This window comes from Rhodococcus sp. NPDC080181 (assembly GCF_040702225.1).
In the GTDB taxonomy this organism is placed as follows: domain Bacteria; phylum Actinomycetota; class Actinomycetes; order Mycobacteriales; family Mycobacteriaceae; genus Rhodococcoides; species Rhodococcoides fascians.
The window spans coordinates 191,197-213,927 of the sequence record NZ_JBFBKN010000008.1; the positions used below are offsets into that span (position 1 = coordinate 191,197).

18 protein-coding genes are annotated in these 22,731 nt (G+C 64.4%); 3 read left to right on the forward strand and 15 right to left on the reverse strand.

The window, feature by feature from the left end; all coding sequences use genetic code 11:
- Positions 1-20: 20 nt before the first annotated feature.
- On the forward strand, positions 21-848 hold the full coding sequence (gene mftM, locus AB0O58_RS12465; protein ID WP_032400161.1) for a mycofactocin oligosaccharide methyltransferase MftM: 828 nt from the start codon (positions 21-23) through the stop codon (positions 846-848).
- Between the two features lie 38 nt (positions 849-886).
- Here mftM and AB0O58_RS12470 read toward each other — a convergent pair whose 3' ends face one another.
- From AB0O58_RS12470 to moaA, 3 genes are all read right to left on the reverse strand, one after another.
- Entirely contained in the window at positions 887-3,097 is a 2,211-nt protein-coding gene (locus AB0O58_RS12470) for a DUF222 domain-containing protein (protein ID WP_366238235.1), read from the reverse strand.
- Positions 3,098-3,385: 288 nt separating this feature from the next.
- Entirely contained in the window at positions 3,386-4,636 is a 1,251-nt protein-coding gene (glp, locus tag AB0O58_RS12475) for a gephyrin-like molybdotransferase Glp (RefSeq protein WP_283542252.1), read from the reverse strand.
- Positions 4,633-5,691 carry a GTP 3',8-cyclase MoaA gene (gene moaA / locus AB0O58_RS12480; protein ID WP_032400162.1) on the reverse strand — a complete coding sequence of 353 codons (1,059 nt, stop codon included), beginning with the start codon at positions 5,689-5,691 and terminating at the stop codon, positions 4,633-4,635. Before moaA ends, glp begins: the two co-directional genes overlap by 4 nt.
- Positions 5,692-5,908: 217 nt before the next feature.
- On the opposite strand from moaA, the gene AB0O58_RS12485 reads away from it, so the two are divergent.
- Entirely contained in the window at positions 5,909-6,967 is a 1,059-nt protein-coding gene (locus tag AB0O58_RS12485) for a helix-turn-helix domain-containing protein (protein WP_080736458.1), read from the forward strand.
- Positions 6,968-6,985: 18 nt separating this feature from the next.
- Here the strand turns inward: AB0O58_RS12485 and AB0O58_RS12490 are convergent, their stop codons facing one another.
- From AB0O58_RS12490 to AB0O58_RS12545, 12 genes are all read right to left on the reverse strand, one after another.
- Complete coding sequence (locus AB0O58_RS12490) at positions 6,986-7,975, reverse strand: NAD(P)/FAD-dependent oxidoreductase (protein WP_072692113.1); 990 nt, start codon at positions 7,973-7,975, stop codon at positions 6,986-6,988.
- On the reverse strand, positions 7,972-8,286 hold the full coding sequence (fdxA, locus tag AB0O58_RS12495; protein ID WP_032400163.1) for a ferredoxin: 315 nt from the start codon (positions 8,284-8,286) through the stop codon (positions 7,972-7,974). Before fdxA ends, AB0O58_RS12490 begins: the two co-directional genes overlap by 4 nt.
- A 37-nt stretch (positions 8,287-8,323) precedes the next feature.
- Positions 8,324-10,504, reverse strand: a complete 2,181-nt coding sequence (locus tag AB0O58_RS12500) for a molybdopterin-dependent oxidoreductase (RefSeq protein WP_032408041.1) — start codon at positions 10,502-10,504, stop codon at positions 8,324-8,326.
- A gap of 119 nt (positions 10,505-10,623) precedes the next feature.
- A complete protein-coding gene (locus tag AB0O58_RS12505; RefSeq protein WP_032371078.1) occupies positions 10,624-11,304 on the reverse strand; it encodes a response regulator transcription factor in 681 nt (226 codons plus the stop codon).
- Entirely contained in the window at positions 11,301-12,653 is a 1,353-nt protein-coding gene (locus AB0O58_RS12510; RefSeq protein ID WP_027496265.1) for a histidine kinase, read from the reverse strand. The genes AB0O58_RS12505 and AB0O58_RS12510 overlap by 4 nt, the downstream gene beginning before the upstream one ends.
- Positions 12,650-13,837 carry an iron-containing alcohol dehydrogenase gene (locus AB0O58_RS12515; protein WP_027496264.1) on the reverse strand — a complete coding sequence of 396 codons (1,188 nt, stop codon included), beginning with the start codon at positions 13,835-13,837 and terminating at the stop codon, positions 12,650-12,652. The genes AB0O58_RS12510 and AB0O58_RS12515 overlap by 4 nt, the downstream gene beginning before the upstream one ends.
- A gap of 186 nt (positions 13,838-14,023) precedes the next feature.
- Entirely contained in the window at positions 14,024-15,541 is a 1,518-nt protein-coding gene (locus AB0O58_RS12520; protein ID WP_048319846.1) for a VWA domain-containing protein, read from the reverse strand.
- Positions 15,538-16,575 carry a MoxR family ATPase gene (locus AB0O58_RS12525; protein WP_206498980.1) on the reverse strand — a complete coding sequence of 346 codons (1,038 nt, stop codon included), beginning with the start codon at positions 16,573-16,575 and terminating at the stop codon, positions 15,538-15,540. Before AB0O58_RS12525 ends, AB0O58_RS12520 begins: the two co-directional genes overlap by 4 nt.
- 83 nt (positions 16,576-16,658) lie before the next feature.
- Entirely contained in the window at positions 16,659-17,930 is a 1,272-nt protein-coding gene (mdo, locus tag AB0O58_RS12530; protein WP_027496261.1) for an NDMA-dependent methanol dehydrogenase, read from the reverse strand.
- 198 nt (positions 17,931-18,128) lie between these two features.
- Positions 18,129-19,361, reverse strand: a complete 1,233-nt coding sequence (locus tag AB0O58_RS12535) for an MFS transporter (protein WP_032365665.1) — start codon at positions 19,359-19,361, stop codon at positions 18,129-18,131.
- An 84-nt stretch (positions 19,362-19,445) separates the two neighbouring features.
- Complete coding sequence (locus AB0O58_RS12540) at positions 19,446-20,216, reverse strand: aspartate/glutamate racemase family protein (protein ID WP_032400167.1); 771 nt, start codon at positions 20,214-20,216, stop codon at positions 19,446-19,448.
- Entirely contained in the window at positions 20,213-21,385 is a 1,173-nt protein-coding gene (locus tag AB0O58_RS12545) for a cystathionine gamma-synthase (protein WP_032365667.1), read from the reverse strand. Before AB0O58_RS12545 ends, AB0O58_RS12540 begins: the two co-directional genes overlap by 4 nt.
- Positions 21,386-21,466: 81 nt before the next feature.
- On the opposite strand from AB0O58_RS12545, the gene AB0O58_RS12550 reads away from it, so the two are divergent.
- The gene (locus AB0O58_RS12550; protein WP_032388183.1) at positions 21,467-22,639 is read left to right on the forward strand and encodes an acyl-CoA dehydrogenase family protein; all 1,173 of its coding nucleotides are present in this window, start codon (positions 21,467-21,469) and stop codon (positions 22,637-22,639) included.
- Positions 22,640-22,731 lie beyond the last annotated feature (92 nt).

A 22,731-nucleotide genomic window follows, 5' to 3' on the forward strand; every position in this document is an offset into this window, starting at 1 on the left:
AACGACAGAAGAAGACTTACATGACCGAGATCGATGCATTGGCACCCGGACCCGACGGGGTCTGGGCACATGAGAACGTCGTCGTCCGGCACAATCCCGGGCTCCGATTCGACGCCGTACGTGCAGGATCGACCGTGCAGGTGAACCACTGCCTCGCTGCGGGCGAGATCGGCGAGGGCCTCGTGCCGCTCATCACCGAACAGGCGCGCCACATCGGTCTGTCTCAACGCGAGTTCGAGCACCTGCTGGTCGGAATCGTACGCACCACTATCGCCGATCCGGTCGAGGCGTGGACGACGTACTACCGAAACTCGTTGGATGACCTCCTCTCCGGTCGAGCAGTGTTCGCTCCTGTGCATCAGCGTGCCGCCGCATCGATCCGCGGTTCGGTACTCGATCTGGGTTCGTGCTTCGGCTTCTTTCCGTTGCGGCTGGCAATGCAGGGGTGTTCGGTCACCGCGACCGACCAGTCAGCGGGAACCATGGACTTGCTCGCGACTGTCGCTCCGCACCTCGGCGCGAGACTCGACACGGCAGTGTTCGATGCAGCCCGAATCCCGTTCGACGACAACAGTGTCGATACCGTGACAGCCCTGCACCTGCTCGAACACGTCGATGCCGAGACCGGCTCTGCCATCGTCGCCGAGGCTCTACGTGTGGCGCGCTGCCGCGTCGTCATCGCGGTACCGTTCGAGACAGAGACCACCGTCTGCCACGGACACATCCGCACGTTCGACGAGACGGCGCTGGCCGAGTTGGGGCGATCGACGGGAGAGTCCTTCGAGACCTCGACCTACCACGGCGGTTGGCTCGTGATCGACAAAACGACGGCACCACAACTCGTCTGAACAGTCTCGATACTTCAGGCTCGGAATCCGCGGGAGTTCTAGAACGGTGGTGCTGTGTCACCTTCCTCGTCGCTCGGTTCTGGAGTCGGGTTGTCGGGTGGGTCGGGGTAGGTGATGATGCCGGATCGTCTGGGTTTGGTGGGTATGTCTGGGCGGAGGTCGTTGCCGATGATGGGTACCGCTGTTCCGTTGGCGGGCAAAGTTATTCGGGTGGTCTTCGAGGTGGAGGTCCACAGGATGGCACCGCCGGGGAGCATGACTGCTTTCCAGTAGCCGGCGGTTTTGACGCTGTGGTGGTATTCGCAGATGCATTGGAGGTTGTCGACGGTCGTCCAGCCGCCGCCGAGTGGGTTGGCGTGATCGAACGGGATCACGTGGTCGAGTTGGCAGCGTGCCGCGGGTCGGTGGCAGCCGGGGAACCGGCAGTGGCGGTCGCGGAGTCGGACTGCGGCGGTGGTGAGGGCGTCGGGTCGGTAGATCAAAGCTCGAGCGGTCATGGGGTCGCGTCCGACGGACTTGCCGAGAGTGGGGTCGGCGGCGATGGCGGATTCGAGTGCTGCGGCGAGGGATGCATTGCCGAGGTAGATGCCGGAGGGCGTGCAGTGTGCCGGTGTGTGGACTGAGGGGGTCCGGCCTGCTGCGTGGATCGTTGGGTTAGGGCGTCGCATCGCGGACGGTAGGTCGAGGGCAGAGCTGTGCCGTGCGCCCCGGCCGACAGGGGTGTGGGTACAGAACAGGGCTGCCGCAAAGGCCAGGGCATTTCGGCGTCGTTGCCGAGTGTCGGAGTCGGCGGTCGTCGCGGGTGGCGTTGTGTCGGTCGGCGCGGGTGGCGTTGTGTCGGTCGTCGCATGCGATTCTGGTGGAACCGAACCCGAACTCCGGACCGGTCCTGAGTCGGGATGCGGTCCCGGGTCGGGTGGCGGTCCTGGGTCGGATGGTGAAGGTCCGGGCGGTGGTGTTTCGGCGCTCGCGGCGTGGCCGGTTTCGGTGCCCGAGGTATTGGGTCGGGTGACGGTGTCGGTACCGGCCTGCGGGCTGCCGACGGAATTAGGGTCAGCATTGCCTTCGCGGCGTGTATCGCCGGTTGCGTTGTCGGCATGAGTTCTCGGTGCTGCCGAGTCCGTTCTCGATGCCGCATCCGTCGGCGCTGCTGTGTTCGTTGCGGTGCCCGCTACACTTCCTGTGCCTCTATCCGTTTGCGTTTCAGACGTATTCGTTTCCGCTGTATTCGATTCTGCCGAGTTCAGCTGTGCAGGCTCGGGGTCTGCCGTGTTCGACTCGACTGTGGTGTCTGTGGTGTCTGTCGATTCAGTGGAGCGTCGTTCCCATTCCCCGGTTTCCGGGTTCTGCACCGCCAGCCCGAGCGTCTCCGCCAGCGTCACCGCCTCGGTGAGCAGAATCTGCCACTGACTGTTGCGAGCTAGTTCCCGGGCCAGATCAGGATCGATGGAACCGTGCCCAGCCAGATACGCAGGATTCGCCAACAACCCGATGAGGGTGGCGATATCGACGGTGACCATCGTCAACGGCACCCGACGATCCGGCAGTCTCGCATCCTTCTTCGGGCAGTCCGGGCGTGCACACAGGCATACCAACCGGGGTTCTCCGTGCATCCGCGCCATGAACGCATCACACAGTCGTTCCTGCTTACCGCGCGGATCCTTCACACACACCGTGTCGGCCATCTCCTCCAGGAGCTGCCATGCGGCGGCGGCTTCGGGGGCGGTCAATTCTGCTCGGATCCGGGCCAATTCACCGGCCGGGCTGTAGGTAACGGTACGGAACCTCTTGGCGAACTCGCGTAGTGCAGCTGCTTCCTCGGGCGCGACCCGCAGCAGGATGTCCCAGATCTCTTTCTCCAGCGGACCCGGTGACGACCGGCGGGCCGCCTCGACGATGTCGCCCTCGACCGACTTCACGATGTCGTCGGAGAGGTTGTCGAGGATCCGGCACACCGTACGTACGCGGGGGAGGTCGATGTCGCCGGCCTCGAATGCGGTTTTCACCAGAGGAAGCCGGGTGTGCAGTGCCACGCCGACGGACACGTACGCTTCGGCGACGGTGGCAGAGCAGCTCAACGCGAGTGCCATCTCGGTCCGTCCGTACCGGCTGTAGTGTCGATGCTTCGCATCCTGGGCGATACAGGTGAGGTGGAAGTCGTAGCAGGCAGCGATCTTTCGGGCCGCACACCGATTCTCTTCCCGCGCGGCAGTAGTCAACGCATCCAACGACACCACTGGTGCAGCCATTCTTCTCACCCCCCGGTGACCCGCAATCGAAGAACATGCGTTCGAACTGAAGAAAGAGTATCTCGACCCACCGACAGGTTTCCGAATCGCAGTTGTGGGAGCTGGATGACCTAGTACTCGGTACCCGTTGCCGCGCGCACCTCGTTCAGTGTCTGCTCGGCACTCTCGCTTGCGCGCTGGTGCCGTCGCGACGACTTCCCGCCGTCACCCCGTCTCTCCATCCTGCTTGGCCTCCACCCCGCACCATCTGATCTCACCGCCTGCGGTCTGCGCAGTTGTTCGCTCAACTCATACGTACCGGCCCGGTCTCGATGCCGCCCGTGAATCGAAGGTCCACGCGGGGTACTGCCCCGTTGCGTGCGGGAGTGAGTCGCCCGGGGGAACGACGACCAATCCGTTCGCGGCTGCCAATGCTCCCATCGAATGCGACTGCGTGACCGAGGCGTCCGCGCCGTCGATGAATCCCAACAGAACCCGAGGTGTGGTCGACGGCGAGGTCCCGTCGCCGCGAACCCGCACTGTTCTCACCGTTCGCTCCGCCGCCGGATCCCGCAGAGCGGATGCCAGGACCGGCCGGACGAACAACTCGTAGGAGATCAGCGCACTCACCGAAATTCCGGGTAAGCAGATGATCGGTACTCCATCGAATCGTCCGCAGCCCTGCGGTTTTCCCGGCCTGACCGCAACCGAGGCGAAGTCGACGTCGTGATCCGCCAGCGCAAGCCGGACCACTTCCTCGGTTCCTGCGCTGATTCCACCGGTCGTCACGATGACGTCGGCTACCGCAGCGCAGCGAGCAAGGGCCTCTCTACATGCTTGCACGTCGTCGGATACCGCCGATTCGAGGTGCACATCGGCACCGCACCGCAGCAGATCCGCTGCGATCATCGGAGAGTTGGCGTCGAAACACTCACCGAGCATCGGAGTGCCTCCCGAACAGCGGATTTCGGATCCGGTGGACAACACAGCCACGGTCAATGTCGAACCGATCCTGACATGCGTTCGTCCGAGTGCCGCAAGCAGTCCGACCTGAGCGGGAGTCAGCACCGTACCGGCCCTGATGGCCACGTCACCGGCATCGAAATCCGACGCACGACCGCGAATATTGCTCTTCGAGCCAGTCGAACAGATGGTCACCGTATCGAACCCGAAGGACGTCACGAATCCGCTGGTGTATTCCACCGGTACCACCAGATCGGCCCCTCGTGGAAGTACGGCACCGGTCATGATCTGTACACATTCACCCGGTGCCACGCTCAGCTCGGCACTCGCTGGCCCGGCCACGCTACGAGCCGACACGGTCAGCGTGGTCGGCAGTCGTTGAGACCAGGCCACATCGGTGTGGCGCACGGCGAACCCGTCGACAGCAGAATTGTCGAACGGCGGCAGCGCGCGTTCGGCAACGACATCCTCGGCGAGGACTGCGCCGACCGCCGATCCGACGGGAACCGACCGCACTCGGGCTGCCAAACCGAGCTCGGCTATGGCACAACGGTGTTCGTCGACCGAACGTGTGATCCGGTTTACGGTCCGCCTCATCCGCCGATATAGGACATCTCGATCCGCTCGCCGGCCGGGGTGTCCCCCGGTCCCGCTCGCAGTTCGGAGTATCGATCGTCACGGCTGTTCCAGAGCGCCGACAACCGCGCCACGAGAGCATCCTGCGATGCCCCCGAACGCAGCAGCGCGCGCAGATCGGTTCCCGCAGAAGCGAACAGGCAGGTGTACACCTGCCCGTCCGCCGACAGCCTGGCCCGAGTACAGCTGCCGCAGAACGGTTTCGACACCGAGCCGATCACCCCGACTTCTCCGCTCCCGTCGCGATACCGATAGCGCGTCGCGACCTCGCCTTCGTACATCGACTCGATCCGCTCGAGCGGATGGGCTGCCCCGATGATGTCGACAATGGAGTCGACGTCCGTCACCTGCGCCATTTCCCACCGGTTCGTCGCCCCGACATCCATGTACTCGATGAACCGCACGACGATGCCGGTCCCTCGGAACCGTTCGGCCAGGTCGAGAATCGAATCACCGTTCACGCCCCGTCGCACCACCACATTCACCTTGACGGGTGACATCCCGGCGCGAACTGCCGCGTCGATACCGTCGAGCACGGTCCGGACGGGTACGCGCGTGTCGCTCATCCGCGCGAACGTCGTCGGGTCGATCGAATCCAAGCTGACGGTAACGCGTTTCAGACCGGCCGCGTACAACGATGCGGCCTGGGCTGCGAGCAACGACCCGTTCGTGGTCATCGCGAGATCGACGCCGTCGATGGCGCTCAATCGTTCGATCAGCGTGGCGATTCCGGCCCGCAGCAACGGTTCACCACCCGTCAGACGGATCTTTCGGATCCCGATCGTCGCCGCGGCCCGCGCCACTCTGTCGATCTCGTCGAAGGACAGCAGCCTGCCGGTGTCGAGGAATCGGTGATCGGGACCGAACTCGGCTCGAGGCATGCAGTAGACACAGCGGAAGTTGCACCGGTCGGTGACCGAGATACGGAGATCCCGAAGTGCCCGTCCCCGAGCGTCCACCGTCCCCGAATCGAGGTCGGTCGGATGGCTGCGCACTGCTCGAACGGGGTCACCCACGGAGTAGTCCTTTCACTCGGTCGAACACCAGAATCGCGGACGGCAGTGCCTCACACTTGACCGCGCGCGCCCGGTAGTTGACGTGCAGCGACCAGCGCACGACCCTGCCTCACGACTTTCCGGCAAAGTTACGAACAGTGAATCAACCGGAAACATTGCGGGTTAATCTCGAAGAAAGCTCCTGCATCGCCGTGAGCGTCTACGACAAGGGGTCCCCATGCTGTCTCGATCCGGATTCTCCATTCCGACTCGAACGACCAGCCGCGGCGACTGGTCCGACATGTTGAACGAACACTTCGTCGCCCTGGACGTAGCCGACGTGGCGGACAGCCGATTCACCGGAGCCGTCCGATCGATGTCTCTCGCGCACCTGCAGGTGTCGACTGTCCGATCGACGACTCAACGCATCGCGCGAACCGACTCGCTCATCGAGAAGGACCGAATCGAATACGTTCAGATCGGTATGATCCGTCGAGGCCGCGCGATCGTGGTGCAGGACGGACGCGAATGCGTGCTCTCCCGCGGCGACTTCGCCATCTACGACACGTCTCGTCCCTTCGACTGGATCATCGACGGTCACCCCGACGATGATCAATGGGAGCTCGAAGTATTCACCTGGCCCCGTCACATGCTGCGACTCGACGAGCGTGAATCCAGCGACCTGACGGCCATGGCATTCGACGGCTCGGCCGGCTTCAGCGGCCTCCTCAGCCGATTTCTGCACGACCTGGGGTCGACCCGGTCGACGCTGGGTACCGCGGGCGCACAGGCCATCGCAGACGAGGTCGGAGATCTGGTCAGCGTCATCGCGAGGAACACCACCACCAGCCCGGCGCTGGACTCCCCCGGTACCGCCCTCGTTCGGACGGCGCAACGGTATATCGAGGAACACCTCGCAGACCCAGATCTGTCGCCCAGCACGGTCGCGTCGGCCATGCTCGTCTCCACCCGCCAACTGCACCGTCTGTTCGCGGCCAGTGGCACTACGGTGGCGCGCAGCATTCGGGTCAAACGGCTCGAGCGCTGCCGACGCGAGATCATCGCTAGCGTCGCGGTGAACCGCTCGCTCGGCCAGATCAGTCGGCGATGGGGTTTCGCGGACTCCGCAGTGTTCAGTCGCGCCTTTCGCGAGCAGTACGGGATGAGCCCGCGTCAGTACCGCGCGGCCGCGTGCGCGCAATCCGACGACCCACGAGCGGTCACTCGCCCGATGTGGCCGACCGACCGTGAGCAGCCCGAGGTCGGCACTGCTCACGGTCCTCGTCGGTCGAACTGAGCTCCTACGGGTTTCTCCTCAGTGGAGCGAGTCGCTCGAGTGGCCGGGCACGATCGCTGCCGAGCCGTCGACGAGCGGGGCGATGTGGTTGACCGCTGTCGCGGCCTCGGCGAACCCGACTGCGATCAACTTGACCTTGTCTTCGTGTCCGGCGACGTCGCCCGCCGCGAAGACTCGCCTTCGGCTGGTGCGCATCGTCCGTCCGACGGCGATATCGCGCTGGTACTTGTCCAGTCCCCACGTGGCGATGGGGCCGAGTGCGGCCTTGAACCCCAGTGCGGCAACAACACTCGATACCTCCAGCTGTCGGCGGTCGACTCCGGTGCCGTCGACGATCGTCACCGATTCGACGGAGTCCACGCCCAGGATTTCCTCCACCTCGAACGGCGTGAGGACATCGACACCGGACCGCTCCAGCAAACCGAGGCTGTGAGCGTGGGCCCGAAAGTCGTTGCGCCGGTGCACCAGCACCACCGATTTCGCAATCGGCTCCAGGCTCAACGCCCAGTCGACTGCCGAGTCTCCGCCGCCGACGATCATCACCCGTTCGCCGGCGAGATCATCGAGTTTCGGCACGAAATACCGTAGGCCTCGGTCGTGGAACTCGGCTCCGGCCGGCAATGGCCTCGGCGTGAACTTACCGATACCTGCGGCCACGAGAACGGCCTTGCCGACGACGGTCTCGCCCTTGTCCGTCGTGACCCGCACGAAGTTCTCGGATTCCTCGAGTTCGGTCGCCACGTGTCCCATGAGATACGTCGGCTTCGCCTGATCCGCCTGTTCGACCAATGCGTCGACCAGATGTTGCGCCTTGATCGCCGGAAAACCGGCGACGTCGAATATCTTCTTCTCGGGGTAGAGGGCCGCCAATTGCCCGCCCGGATGGGGCAGAGCGTCGATCACGGTGACCGTCATGCCCCGGAAACCCGCGTAGTACGCACCGTACAGCCCGGCCGGTCCGGCACCGACGATGATCAGATCACTCTCGGAAACCGTTGCGGCACTCACTTCTTCGCCACTTCGTCGATCGAGGGATGGTCGTGCCCGACCGGGCCGAGATCTTCCGCGCCACCGGAAGCATCTGCGTCCTCACAGAATTCGACGGCGATGTCGACGAAATGCTTCTGTTCCTCCGGGATCTTGTGCTCCCAGAAGATGGCGTCGTTGGGACAGGCGGGCATGCACTTGCCGCAGTCGACGCACTCGTCGGGATTGATGTACATCATCCGAGCGCCCTCGTAGATGCAGTCGACGGGGCACTCCTCGGTGCATGCCTTGTCGAGCAGGTCGATGCACGCTTCGGTCACGACGTAGGCCATATCGGAATCCTCTTGTTCGTAGTAGGAGAAAGAGTTGTCAGGCGTCGAGCGCCGCGACCTCGACGAGGGTGTCGGAGAACGTCGGAGCGTTCCCGAGGTCGGCGAACACCGTCGGATTGAGCGAGGCCGGAGTCGACAGCGACAGCATGTTTTTGCGCCATGCGCCCATCGCACAGACGGTGACACCCTGCATGACCGACTTGTCGAGTTTGGCAACGACGGTGAATTCGCCGCGATCGTTGAAGACTCGCACCACGTCACCCGAAGCGATTCCCCGCCGTTCGCCGTCGACAGGGTTGATCAGCAACGTCGGCTCCTTCTGCACTTTGCGGTGCATGTCGAGATTCCCGAAGCTCGAATTCAGGTATGCGTGTGACTTGGGCGTGAGCAGATTGAGTGGATACTTTTCTGCCAGTCCAGGATTGGTCCTCGACGACTCGCGCGGCGCAATGTAGTGCGGGAGCGGATCCACCGGTTGTCCCGGCTGGTGATCGTTCGATCCCTGCCGGAAGAGCGGCAGCACGAAGTTGCCGCCCGCCGCGGCCGAGGACAGAAACTCCGTTTTGCCGGACGGCGTCCGGAAATTCCCCTCTGCGTGCGGTGCGTACTCGTCGGGACCGGGAAGGTTGAGTCGCTGCCACCCGAGCTTCTTGAGCGAGTCGATCGTGATGCCCTCCATTGCCGGGGCATTCCAGTCGTAGGAGAGGGCGAGGAGCTCCTCATCGGTTCGTGAGAACACCGGTTCGGTGAAGCCCATCGCGGCGGCCAATCGGCGAAACAGCTCGGTATTGGGGACGGCCTCCCCGAGGGGCTCGATCGACCGGTTGTTGTACGTGACGAACAGGTGTCCCCAGGAGAAGTTGATGTCGTCCTGTTCCAGCTGTGTCGTGGCGGGCAGAATGATATCGGCGTAATCGGCAGTGTCGGTGATGAAATGGTCGCTGACGACCGTGAACAGATCCTCCCGGCTGAGCCCGTCGATCATGCGCTTCTGATCGGGACACACCACCACCGGGTTCGAGTTGTACACCATCAGACCTTTGAGGGGCGTGTCCAGATTCAACCCGCCGGTCAGCGCCTCACCCAGCTGATACAGATTGATCACGCGTGTACCCGGAGTCTGCAGATCCGTCTGCAGAAACTCGGGCCAGTTCACCGGAAACGCCCACAGCGGCAGCTGCAGGATGCCGCCGCCGGGCTTACGCCAGGCCCCCACCAACGACGGTAGACAGGAGATGGCTCGGACGCTCTGCCCGCCACCGGCACTGCGCTCGATGGCGACGCCGATCCGAATGACGGAGGGCTGACTCTGTGCGTATTCCCTTGCCAGCGTGTAGATGTCCTCGACGGGAATACCCGTCTCCTCGGACGCCCATTGCGGGGTGTACTGCTGCACCCGATCGGCCAATTCGTCGAAACCGATGGTGAAGCGTTCGATGTAATCCGCGTCGGTCAATCCCTCGTCGATGATCACGTGCATCATCGCCAGGGCGAGAGCGCCGTCGGTGCCCGGACGAATGGGGATGTACCAGCTCGCGGCCTTGGCGGTTCTGGTCTTGACCGGATCGATCACCACCACCTTGGCCCCGCGTTTCTTCGCCTCGGCCACGTACGGCCACAGGTGCAGGTTGGTGCTCATGGTGTTCGCCGCCCAGATCAGAATGAACTTGGAGTGGACGAAACTCTCGGGGTCGACGCCTGCCGTGTCGCCCACCGTCATCGCGTAGGCCGTGCACGAGCCCGCATCGCAGTAGGTGCGCTCGGCAACCGTCGCCCCGAGTCGGTTGAAGAATGCATCCCCGACATTGAGACCCTGCGTAATGCCCTGGGTGCCGAGGTAATTGCACGGCATGATCGCCTCGGGGCCGAATTCCTCGGCGATGGAGGTGAATTTCTCGGCAATGGTGGCCACGGCCTCGTCCCACGAGATCCGCTCGAACTCTCCTGAGCCCTTGGGCCCGGACCGCTTGAGCGGGTACAGCACTCGGTCCGGGCTGTAGACCTTGTCGAGATAGTTGTCCACCTTCACGCAGAGGCCACCGTTGGTGTACGGGTTGGTCTTGCTCCCGCTGACGCTCGTCGCCACCCCGTCCTCGACGGTCACCACCATCGAGCACGAATCCGGACAGTCCTGCGCACACGCTCCGAGAACGGTGAGTTCCGTAGGGCGGTCGGCCGGGGCGTCGTGTGAGCGCGTATCTTCCTGAACAGTCGTCATGGGTGCTCCTCGGCGTGGATATCACTGGTATGTGTTATCCGTAGCCTGCACCGCGAGGACGCTCCCGACAGGACGCCGAGCGCCGTCTACTTTGCACTCTGCGCCCGAAGGCTCATCGCTCAGATCAATCCCTGTTTGCTCGCGGCATAGACGGCCTCGGCACGGCGGGACACCGCAAGTTTGCGCATGATGTTGCTGACGTGAAACTTCACCGTCGTCGCCGAGATGAACAACCGCGTTCCGATCATGTTGTTGGACAGACCCGTTGCCAGTAGCCGGAGCACTTCGAGCTCCCGCTCGGTCAGCCGCTCGATGCTGCTCGGTGTGCCGTTGAGAGAACGAACGACGGCCGACGCGCTCCGGGAATCGAACGCACTCTCACCGCGCGACACCGCGCGGATCGCGCGAACCAACTCGGTGGTGTCGACGTCCTTGACCACATATCCCCGGGCACCGGCATGCACGGCCTCCACCACCAGACGATCGTCGAGGAACGTCGTCAAGACGAGTAGACCGATTCCGTTGTGTGCCTTGGACAACTGCGCACACAGGGCGAGACCCTCGTAATCGGAGCTGGCAGAGAGCTTGAGGTCCATCAGCACGATGTCGGGTGTGACCCGAGCGACGACGGCCAACCCCTCCTCTCGGGTCGACGCCTCCCCCACGATCGTCAGATCCGATTCACGCTCGAGTACCGAACGCAGCCCGTCGCGCAAGATCGCGTGGTCGTCGACCAGGACGATCCGAACCCTGGGCGGCGCCGCCTGAGGCGAACCGTCTCGTACCGCTGTGACGCTCATGCTGTGCCCTTCGTGGAATTCGGGTCGAGCGGTATACGCACTGCCACTCGCACGCCCCCGGTGCGGGCACGGCGGATCTCGAAGACCCCGCCGTGTTCGCGGGCGCGCGCCGCCATGTTCGCCAACCCGCGGTGGCGGCCGTCGACGTCGGTGGACTCGGCCATGTGCAGCATCATGCGCAAGTGCGCCGGATCGCCGTCACCGTCATCGGCAATCGACAGCTGTACCTGATCGAGCGAATAGCTCAAGCGAAGAATGGCCCGGGATGCATGTCCGTGCACTGCAGTGTTGAACAACGCCTCTCCGGCGATGCGGAGCAAAGCATGCTCGCATTCGCTGCTCAACTCGACGGGAGTTCCCTCCACCCGCAGCGAGACCTGCAACTCGTCGGGCATGTGGACCACCGAAAGCTGTTCGAGCATTTCGGGAAGCGACGTGCGGTCGGCGTCCTGAGGGTGATTGAGCGCGTAGATCGCCGACCGCAGCTGATCCACTGCCCGACGCGTCAGATCCTTGGCCAGATCCAGCCTGTCACTGCGCTCTTCCGCCGAGATGTCACTGCGACAGACCTCGATCTGCATACCGGCCGACAACACGGCCTGGGTCACGCTGTCGTGCAGTTCGCGTGCGATGCGATGCCGTTCGTCGTCGAGCACCTGATGCCGATGTGCGGCACCCAATTGTCTTTGTGTCAGCAGGAGTTCGGCATTGCGGGCGGCGAGGTCGGCCGCTGTTCGATTCGCCTCGGCGTAGGCATTCTCGGTGCGCTCGAGGAGTTGTCTTCGGCTCTGGAACAGAGCCGAATTCTGCAGGGCCACCGCGGTTTGGCTGGCCAGGATGCTGAGCACCGCGGCGTCGGTGGCGTCCAGCACACGTTGCTCACCGGTCCACGCTGCAAAAGCGCCCACGACACCCCCGTCGTACGCGATCGGCACGAAGGCGTGATGGGCGGAGATCACCGGGGTCAGCCCGTCGCCGCACGTCGACTGTCGGATCGACTCGAGGCAGTCGACGACGTCGTCCGGCAACGGTGGCCCTTCGACGTTGTCGACCAGAAACGGTGTGGCGTCGGGTCCGAGTACCAATCTGCGAGGACCGGCGTCGGGGAACGCCCCGTCGGCGAGAGCGAACACGACCCAGCGCGCACTCAGATGGGCTCGTGCGGCCTCGGCCACAGCGCACACCAGCGTTTCCGGACCGTCGACCGTGCGCACCAGTGCTCGCGAAATCAGTTCCAGCGCATAGACAACGCGTTCCAAACGTTCTGCCGCGCCGCGATACTGGGGGTAGAACGTGTTCTTGCCCGAACGCAGTCCCGTCAGCAACGAGAGGTCGGGTCCGGTTGTCACAGTGCGGTCCTGAACAGATCGACCATCTCGCGGTGCGTGGCCGAGCGCGGGTTGGTGGACATGCACGCATCGCGTAATGCGTTGGTGGCCAACACATCGAGATCGGACTCGCTGACGCCGATCTCGGCCAGGCCGGCGGGAACACCGACCTGACGAGCGAGGCGGTCCACTCGATCGGCCACGGCCATGGCGGCCTCCTCCGGCCTGGCCCTGCCCTCGGGTAGCCCGAGACTCGTCGCGATGGCCACGTACGGCAACGGATCCTCGGCAGCGTTGAAACGAATGACGTGCGGCAGCAGCACACCGTTGATCACCCCGTGCGGGAGATCGAGCAGCCCGCCCACCTGGTGGCTCATCGCGTGCGTCGCACCGAGTATCGCGTTCGTGAATGCCAGGCCGGCCTCCAGACTCGCCTGCGCCATCGACCCTCGTGCAACCATGTCGGTCGGCTCGTCGATGGTGCGAGCCAACTGTGACATCACCATGGTGATGGCTCGGAGCGCATGATGGTCGGTGAGCTGGTTGTGGCCCAACGACACGAACGCCTCTATCCCGTGCGTCAGAGCATCCAAACCGGTTGCGGCGTTGAGCCATTCGGGCATCGTGGTGAGCAACATCGGATCGATCACCGTGATGTCCGGTACCAGGGCTCGGCCGAGAATGGTGATCTTCGTCGAGCGCGCGGTATCGGTGACGATGCAGAACTGCGAGACGTCGGCTCCGGTGCCGGATGTCGTGGGCACCATCACCAGAGGCGGGATCGGCCGGGTGGCCCGATCCACCCCCTCGTAGTCGAGGATTCGACCGCCGTTGCCGGCGAGGACGGCAATCCCCTTCGCCGCATCCATCACCGACCCTCCCCCGATCGCCACCAACACGTCGCAGCCGAAGTCCGCGTAGTAACCGTGGCCGGCCTCGATCTCGACGTCCTTGGGATTGGGCGTCAGTGCGCTCCAGACCTGGGGCTCGAGCCCCTGCGCAAGAAGGAGGTCGACGAGCTGCCCGGCCCAGCCACTCTCGATCAAGCCGGCGTCCGTGACGAGCATCGGCCGTACCCCACCGAGACGACGCGTCGCATGCGCGACCTCTCCGAGCGAATCCGGACCGAACACGATCTCGGGCGCATGGAACTTGAGGACACGTGGCGTCTCGGCTCGGCTGCGCCGAGTATCGAGATCGTGCAGCGCCTTGCCGACGTTCGCAGTAGCTGCCTGGTCCACCGTTCACACCCTCGCTGTCCTTCGATCCGAACACGATCCGGACCTGTGATTCAGGTTACAACCTTACGAGCACAGTCGGTCCGTTCCCACCAGCACCGGGCCAGGTTCCTACCTACCCGATCGGGCAGGTACGTGGTGTGATGGGTCGGGTCAGGACAGCGCATGCCCCAAATCGGCGGCGTGCGCCGTCAACTGTTCCCCGTCTCGCGCCACGACCACCTGGTCGCAGAATTGTTCGTACTCCTCCATCGAGCACGCGGCCTGCGCCCAGTAGCGACGAGCTTCGGGAGTGATCCAGGCGATGCGGTGCACCTTGGAGCGAATCTTCTCCAACGCATCGAGTCCGGGCGGCCGTCCGTTGCACCGACCGTCCCCCACGATGATCACCGCGGTGCGCTTGTTCAACACCTCCCCGTGCGAGTCCAGCAGGTCCGCGAAGGTCTTGCCGTAATCGCTGCTCGCTTCGAGGTCCAGTCGCGCATCCGCGAGTACGGCAGCCAGAGCTCCGTCGCCCGTGCTCCCGAGCAAGGTGGTCGTCACGTCCACCGGAGAATCGACGAAGCCCATCACAGTGCAGCGGTGCGCACGCGAGTGCATCGCCTGGGCAAGTCTAAGCGTGAATGCGGTGATCGGGCGAACGGACAACGAGACGTCCGCCAGCACCAACAATCGAACCTTGTCCGGAACCGGTGTCCTGGTGACCAACCGAAACGGAATGCCGTCCGTGCGCAGGCTCGACCGAACCGTGCGACGCATGTCCAGCGGGCCCCGAGAGTGTTCGCGAGGCCGCGGCCGAGGAGTCCCGCGCATGTGCCGCAACACTTCGTGACTTGCGCGCTCGATCTCGGCATGGCTGTCGATCCCCCGCCCTGCGCCGTCGACCGGCACCGGTGACGACATCGTCCCGGTCAACTCACCCAGAGCTGCGACGAAGGCTTCGACGGCATCGGTGATCCTGTCCAACATCGCCGCGCTCAGCGGCCCGGAATCTCCGCCATCGCCGTACACGCTACTGGGATCGTAGGCATCGAACCATGCCAGGATACTTGCCGGATCCTCCCAGTTCAGTTGCCCTGCAACCGCTCCGCTCGTGCTCGACGCCAACTCCCCTGCAGCCGTCGAACCGGAACGCTCCAGATCGACGGTGTAGGTCACGCCCCGTCGACCCATGTCGCCATCGGTATCGATGGACAGATCGTGATCCTCCGACGACAGACTGATGTCGTCGTCGTCCTTGTGTGGGTTGAAGCCCTTGTCGGCCTCGGGGGCGTCGAGCAGATCTCCGATCTCGACGGCACGCTCGTTGTATTCGGCGTACTTCGCCGCCTCCTGGTCGGCTCCCACGTCGAGATCGGTCGGGAGGCCACCCGCCACCTGCGCGCCTACCGGCGAAGTGTGTTCGTGGACAACAGTGTTCGAGCCGACTGCGAACAGCGAGTCGAACGCGAGATCGAATCCCTGCTGTTCGTGATCGTACTTCGCGCACGTGGCGCGTAACGCCGCGCGGAGAACCGTCAGGTCACGTGCCCCCAGGAGCCCGAGCACGCGTCGGACTTCGATGACCTCGGCCGGCGACGCCGCCACTCCGAACCGCCGCAGCGTCCGGCCGAACACTGCCGACAGCACGTCGAGTACCACCGACGGAGCGAACGGCTCGACCGCAGTCATCGTCGAATCCCGATGCCGCCCTTGTCCCGTCCACCATGACCCCGGAACGCCGTCGCGGTCGTGTTGACGACGGCTCCGAGAGATGTTGCTGCAGAGGCTGTCTCCGTCGCCGGGCCTGCCATCGCGATCTTCATGTCCGAGGAGTATTTGACCAGCGCGGCGAGCAGATACTTGCGGGTGTCCTCCGTATGGCCGAGGACCGACGCGATACGAGCCGCGTCGATGACCTCCGAGATCGATGGGCTCTTGCGCAGCGGCAGCGCCCGCAGTTCGGTTGCCAGCGCCACGATGTCGGCTGCGACCCGATCGGGTACCTCCGGAGCGCGGGCGGTGACGATCTCACGTTCCCGTTCGGCGGAGGGGTAGTCGAGATGAAAGTGGAGGCAGCGGCGTTTGAGGGCGGAGGACAGCTCACGAGTGTCGTTGGAGGTCAGAATGACCCACGGATCACTTCGTGCGGTGAAGGTGCCCACCTCGGGAATGGTCACCTGCTTCTCGGCGAGCACCTCGAGCAGCAGCGCCTCCATGGATTCCTCGGTGCGGTCGACCTCGTCGACCAGAAGAACCACCGGCTCCTCGGACAGGATCGATTCCAGCAGCGGACGCACCGAGAGGAACGGCTCGGAATACAGGCCGAAGTCCTTGGCGGCAAGCATTTTCGAGGCGTCGTCGATGTCGGTGACATGCTGCGTCAGCGCACCGATGTGTTCACGCAGCATCTGCACGTGCAGAAGTTGTTTGGCGTAATCCCACTCGTACAGGGCTCGGTTGTCGTCGAGGCCCTCGTAGCACTGCAAGCGCACCAGCTTGCGGCCGCTCGCCGCAGCAAGCGATTTGGCGAGCTCGGTCTTTCCGACACCCGCGGGTCCCTCGAGCAGAAGGGGGCGATCGAGCGCTGTCGCGAGATGCACCACGGTGGCGAGATCGTCGTCGGCGATGTAGTCCTGCTCGGCGAGCGCCCTCCGCAGATCGGCAGCGTCGGTGAATCGAACGGTGTCGGTGTCGTCGCTACGCACTGTCGACAGCGTGGTCATGTGTTTCCCTTCGGACGGCGGCTGCGCCGCATGTGAGCGGAACTTCGTACCCTGCTACGAAGTTCCACTCACATGGGTGGCGGTTAGTACGACTCGTTGATCGCGTGCGAGACGACCGGAATCATCGACTCGACGGTGACCTCGCGGGGGTTACCCGGGGTGCACCAGTCTTCCTGGATGTGCTCGGAGATCTTGAGTACCGACTTCTCGTCACCCTTGATCACGTCGCCCTTACCGGCGTACTTGCCGGTGTTCATCCGGTTCTTGTCGTACGTCGCGGAACGGATCGACCCGAAGTTGTCGGGAATGCCGACGTCCTTCGCGAGCCGGATGGCGGCTTCGACTGCCGCGTCGGCCGCCTGGACGGTGGTCATGTTCTTCGTGTCGACGCCCATGGCCACGGCGATCTCCGCATAGCGCTCGTAGCGCGAAGGCAGGTTGTACTCCCACACGCGCGGCAGAGCGATGGCGTTGTTGAGGCCGTGAGCACTGTCGTAGAACGCACTGATCGCGTGGGAAATCGAGTGGATGACACCGAGTCCGCCGGAGTTGAACGCCTGCGTGGCAATGTACTGGGCGTTCATCATGCCCTCGCGAGCCTTCAGGTTGCCCGGGTCGTAGACGGCCTCGCGAAGGTGCTTGGACACCAGGCCGATCGAGTAGATCGCGTTGCCCAGCGACGGCGCGAAATCGAGACGCGACACGTACGGCTCGGCACCGTGTGCCAGAACGTCGAAGCCACAGAACGCGGTCCATTGCTGGGGGCAGGTGTAGTAGAGCAGCGGATCGTCCAGTGCCAGAGTCGGTGTCGACGCCTCGTCGAAGGCGAGCCACTTGTGCGGCTTCTCCATGTCCGAGGTGTCGGTGATGACGTACGCCCAGGACGTCTCGGAACCCGTTCCGGCGGTGGTCGATACGGCGATATGCGGTGGGTTCTGCTTGTTCGTGGACTTGGAGAATCCCTCGAACTCGTTGATGTTGCGGCCGTCGTGGGCAACGACGACGCGGATGCCCTTGGCCGCGTCGTGGCTGGAGCCGCCACCGACGGAGATGACGCTGTCGCACTTCTCCTTCTGGTAGAGCGCGGCACCGTCCATGACGTTGTAGTCCTTGGGGTTCGACTCGACCTTGTCGTAGAGAACCACCTCGACGCCCTGGTATTCGATCTTGCCGATCAGTTCCTCGATGATCCCGGATCCGCGCAGTCCGGTGGTGACGAGCAGGGCACGCTTGAATCCGAGTTCCTTCGCCTCGACGCCGATCATGTCGTGAGCGCCGACCCCCAGCTTGGCGCGGGGCAGCGGGTGAAACTCCTTGATGGGGAATTCCCAGATCTGATTGAGCTCGATTGCCATCGGTGTCTCCTCGGTGAGTGTGGTCAGGAAACGCCTGGGGTGTGTGATCGGCGTCTCACTGATGACCACCATGGCCGCACCGAGAGGAGATCGGAACACCTGCAGGGCAGAACCGTTCCAACACCGCTGCCGGACTATCCGATTGGGCAGTACATGGTGCCCGTCCTCGGGAGGGGAGATCGAGGAGTGATTGCTGCGCTATCGATTTCGTCGCTGCACAACCGAGAACCCGACGACCGAGATCAGTGCAAGAGCTATGACGAACGCCCCGTACACCTCGACCGTGGTGCTCAATCCGAGCCGATGCACGGCGAGACCGGCGATCACCGCAGGCAGGCTGAAGGCGAGGTAGCTGATGACGAATGTCGTGGCGAACACGCCACCTCGCTCCGCAGCGGGGACCAACGAACCGAGCGTGCGCATCGCACCGAGAAACGTTGCTCCCCAGCCCGATCCTGCGACGACAGCGCCGACGAAATACAGCGCGACCGAGCCGATTTCGACCGACACCAAGGTCAGCGCGACGCCGCTTGCGAGCACCGACGCGCCGATCATCATCACCGTGCGAGGAAGCCCGTTGCGCACGACGACAGCTGCTACCGAGCCCGAGGCGAACAGCGAGAAGATCTCCAGGCCGCCCACGATGTGGTTGTCGATACCGAAGACGGTGCCGATGATCGACGGGCCCAGCGAGAGGTGGAACCCGCCGAGCGACCAGGTCGCGAACAGGGCAGGAGCAATGACCACGAACGGTGCCCGCACCGACTTCGGCAGCGAGGCTCGCGGCAGCAGGGTCGACGCCAGGTGACGCCGGGAATCGAAGCCGCGCATCGCCGACGTCTCCGGCACGAACAGCAGGGCCACGGCCAGTACTGCCGCGGCGGCGATCAACAGGGCGAACACGAGAATTTCGGGTGCCGGCGCCAACTGCACCAACAACCCGGCCCCGATTGCGCCTGCCGCCAGACCGAAGGAGGGGGCGACGCTGTTGAGCAGCGGGCCGGTCGACACGGTGGGCTGCAGATCGATGATGGCCGCACTCATGGCACCCGTCGCCGCGCCTGCGGCGATCCCCTGAACGACGCGAGCAGCGATCAATACCGGAACACTGTCGGCCACGATGAACAACACCAGACTGACGATCAGCAGCAGCAGTGACGCGACCAGGATCGGTTTGCGTCCGATGTGGTCCGACAGACTTCCCACCGTGAGCAGAGTCAGCAGCAGCGCCAGCGCATAGACGGCGAAAACGACCGTGAGGGTGATCGCGCTGAACCCCCACGACTGCTGGTACACCGGGTACAGCGGCGACGGTGCAGCCGAGGACGCCATGAGCACGATGAAGGCGACGCCGACCACCCAGAAGGCATACCGATGCGGAATCCGCGCCGCTGCTCTGCCCTGTACGTCCCGCGTGTCGACACCGACCATGTGCTCATTCCCTCCACCGCAACGACCGTTACCTCAGTGAAAGACAACGCACGAACCCACCGGGCATTCCCCGGCGGCGCGGAACTACCGGGCCCGCGCACCGTCGAGTAGCACCGTCGCCTCGCGGTAACGATGTGCACTCTCCGGCAGTACGCCTTCGATGCCGCTCAGCCACACCGAGACCGATCCGGTGCCGGCCCGCGCCGAACCGACCTCGTCCGCGCGCCGCACCGTCTGATTGGCCACGGCCGCCGCGCTGTCGAACATCGTCACGCCGTTCGGCAGACGCGCGACGATCTCGTTCAGCACCAACGGGTAGTGGGTGCACCCCAACACGATGGACTCGACGTCGTCGGGAGTGGCGGCCACCGCAGCGTCGATGGCCGCACGTATTCCGGTCGAGTCTCCGCGATCGATCGAATCGGCCAGGCCGTGGCAGGCCACGCTGGTCACCGTCCGACGAGAGGCGAATTCGTCGATCAACCGGGCCTGGTACGCACTTGCCGTCGTGGCCGCCGTCGCCCAGATCGCGATCCGATCACTGACAGCCGCTGCGGGTTTGATCGCCGGGACCGTCCCCACCACGGGGATGGAATCACCGAGCGCAGCCCGCACCTGGCTCAACGCCGTCACACTGGCCGTGTTGCACGGCAACACCACGACCTCGGCACCGAGTTCGACGGCATGCCGAGCGGTACCGACCACCCGCTCGACCACCCACGCATCCGGCTTCGGACCCCACGGCGCGTTGTCGGGATCCATCATCAGCACCAGATCGAGCTCGGGACGCGACTCACGCAGGCGAGCAGCCGTCGGGAGCATTCCCAACCCCGAGTCGATCAGTGCAACGATCATGCCAGTGCTTGCTCGACGTCGCCCACCAGATCGGCACCGTCCTCGATACCGACGGACAGACGCACCAGGTCGTCCGGGACCTCGAGCAGCGAACCGGCAGTCGACGCGTGCGTCATCGCGCCGGGGTGCTCGATGAGCGACTCGACGCCGCCCAAAGACTCTGCAAGAGTGAAGATCTCGGTCTTCGCGCAGAAATCGAGAGCGGCCTGCTTGCCGCCGGCCAGCCGCACGGAGACCATGCCGCCGAACCGTCGCATCTGCTTCGCGGCCACCGCGTGAGACGGGTGCGACTCGAGGCCGGGGTAGATGACCTGCGAGATGGCCGGGTGCCCGTCGAGGAATTCGACGATCTTCTCCGCGTTGTCGCTGTGCCGTTCCATCCGCAACGCGAGGGTCTTGATGCCGCGCAAGGTCAGGAATGCGTCGAACGGTCCGGGAACGCCCCCGGCACCGTTCTGCAGGAACGCGAACGCGGTATCGAGCTCTTCGCTGTCGGTCACCAGAGCGCCGCCGACGACGTCGGAGTGACCACCGATGTACTTGGTCGTCGAGTGCAGCACCACGTCGGCACCGAGGGACAACGGCTGCTGCAGGTAGGGAGACGCGAACGTGTTGTCGACGACCAGCTTGGCCCCGCCCTCGTGCGCGACGCCCGCGAGCGCCTCGATGTCACCGACGTTGAGCAACGGGTTGGTGGGCGTCTCGACCCACACCAGCTTGGTGTTCGGACGCATCGCGGCGCGGACCTCGTCGACGTTCGAGACCGCGGCCACGGAGTACTCGATGCCCCACTGGGTGAAGACCTTGTCGATCAATCGGTACGTGCCGCCGTAGGCGTCGTTGGGAATGACGAGGTGGTCACCGGGACGCAGCGCCGACCGCAGCATGCAGTCGGTAGCGGCCATGCCCGACGAGAAAGCGCGACCGTAGGTACCGGATTCGATGGCTGCGAGGTTGGCCTCGAGCGGCCGACGCGTCGGGTTGCCGGTGCGCGCGTACTCGAATCCGCTACGCATTCCGCCGACCCCGTCTTGCGCGAAGGTGGAGCTGGCGTAGATCGGCACGTTGACCGCGCCGGTCAGTGGATCGGGCTCGTAACCCGCGTGGACCGCCTTCGTGGAAAAGCCCTGCCAGGAGGTGTTGTCTGCCTTGCTGCGCTGCTCACTCATGGCCTCCACACTAATCGGCCTGCGTCGCCCGGCAGGGGCGTGGGTAACCTGCGAAGACAACCCCCAGCGGAAAGAGGCACCGTGGCCAACTCCCAGAGCGTCGACGAACTGTTCGCGATCGATTCCCTCCTCGACGACGAAGAACGTCAGATCCGGGACACCGTCCGCAAGTTCGGCAACGAACGCATCCGACCACACATCGCCGACTGGTTCGACGAGGGCACCGTTCCCGCGCGTGAACTCGCCAAGGAGCTGGGCTCGCTCGGCCTGCTCGGCATGCACCTCGAGGGCTACGGCTGCGCCGGAACATCGGCGACGGCGTACGGGTTGGCCTGCCTCGAACTCGAAGCCATCGATTCCGGCATCCGCTCACTGGTCTCGGTGCAGGGCTCGCTGGCGATGTTCGCGATCTGGAAGTACGGGTCCGAGGAACAGAAGCAGCAGTGGCTTCCGGGGATGGCCGAGGGTTCGCTCATCGGCTGCTTCGGTCTCACCGAGGCCGACTTCGGGTCCAACCCCGGCGGCATGCTCACCCGCGCCAAGCGCGACGGTGACGACTGGATTCTCAACGGCAGCAAGATGTGGATCACCAACGGTCCGGTCGCCGACGTCGCCGTCGTGTGGGCTCAAACCGACGACAAGGTCAGGGGTTTCGTCGTCCCCACGGACACCCCCGGATTCACCGCGAACACGGTGAAGAAGAAGCTGTCTCTGCGCGCGTCGATCACGGGCGAGTTGGTGTTCGACGACGTCCGGCTTCCTGCCGACGCGATGCTGCCCGAGGCCCGCGGCCTGAGCGGACCGTTGAGCTGCCTCAACGAGGCCCGTTTCGGCATCGTGTTCGGCGCGATGGGGGCGGCTCGGGACTGCATCGAGTCGGCCGTCGAGTACTCCAAGACCCGCGCGGTGTTCGACAAGCCGCTGGCCGGATACCAGCTCACCCAGGCCAAGCTCGCGAACATGGCGCTCGAACTCGGCAAGGGTCAACTGCTCGCGCTGCATCTGGGCCGGCTGAAGGACAAGGGAGAGCTACCGGGCGAGCGAGTGTCGCTCGGCAAGCTCAACAACGTGCGCGAGGCCATCAAGATCGCTCGTGAATGCCGAACGATCTTGGCCGCCAACGGAATCACGCTGGAATACCCCGTACTCCGGCATGCCAACAACCTCGAATCCGTCCTCACCTACGAGGGCACATCCGAGGTCCATCAACTCGTGATCGGGCAGGCGCTGACGGGCTCCAGCGCTTTCCGATAGACGGTATGGAGGTCTTGGCTGGGGCCCCTCCGCATGTAAGCGTGGGTTGCCGACAGGAGTGGGTCCTGGCCGGTAGAGCCACAGATGTGGGA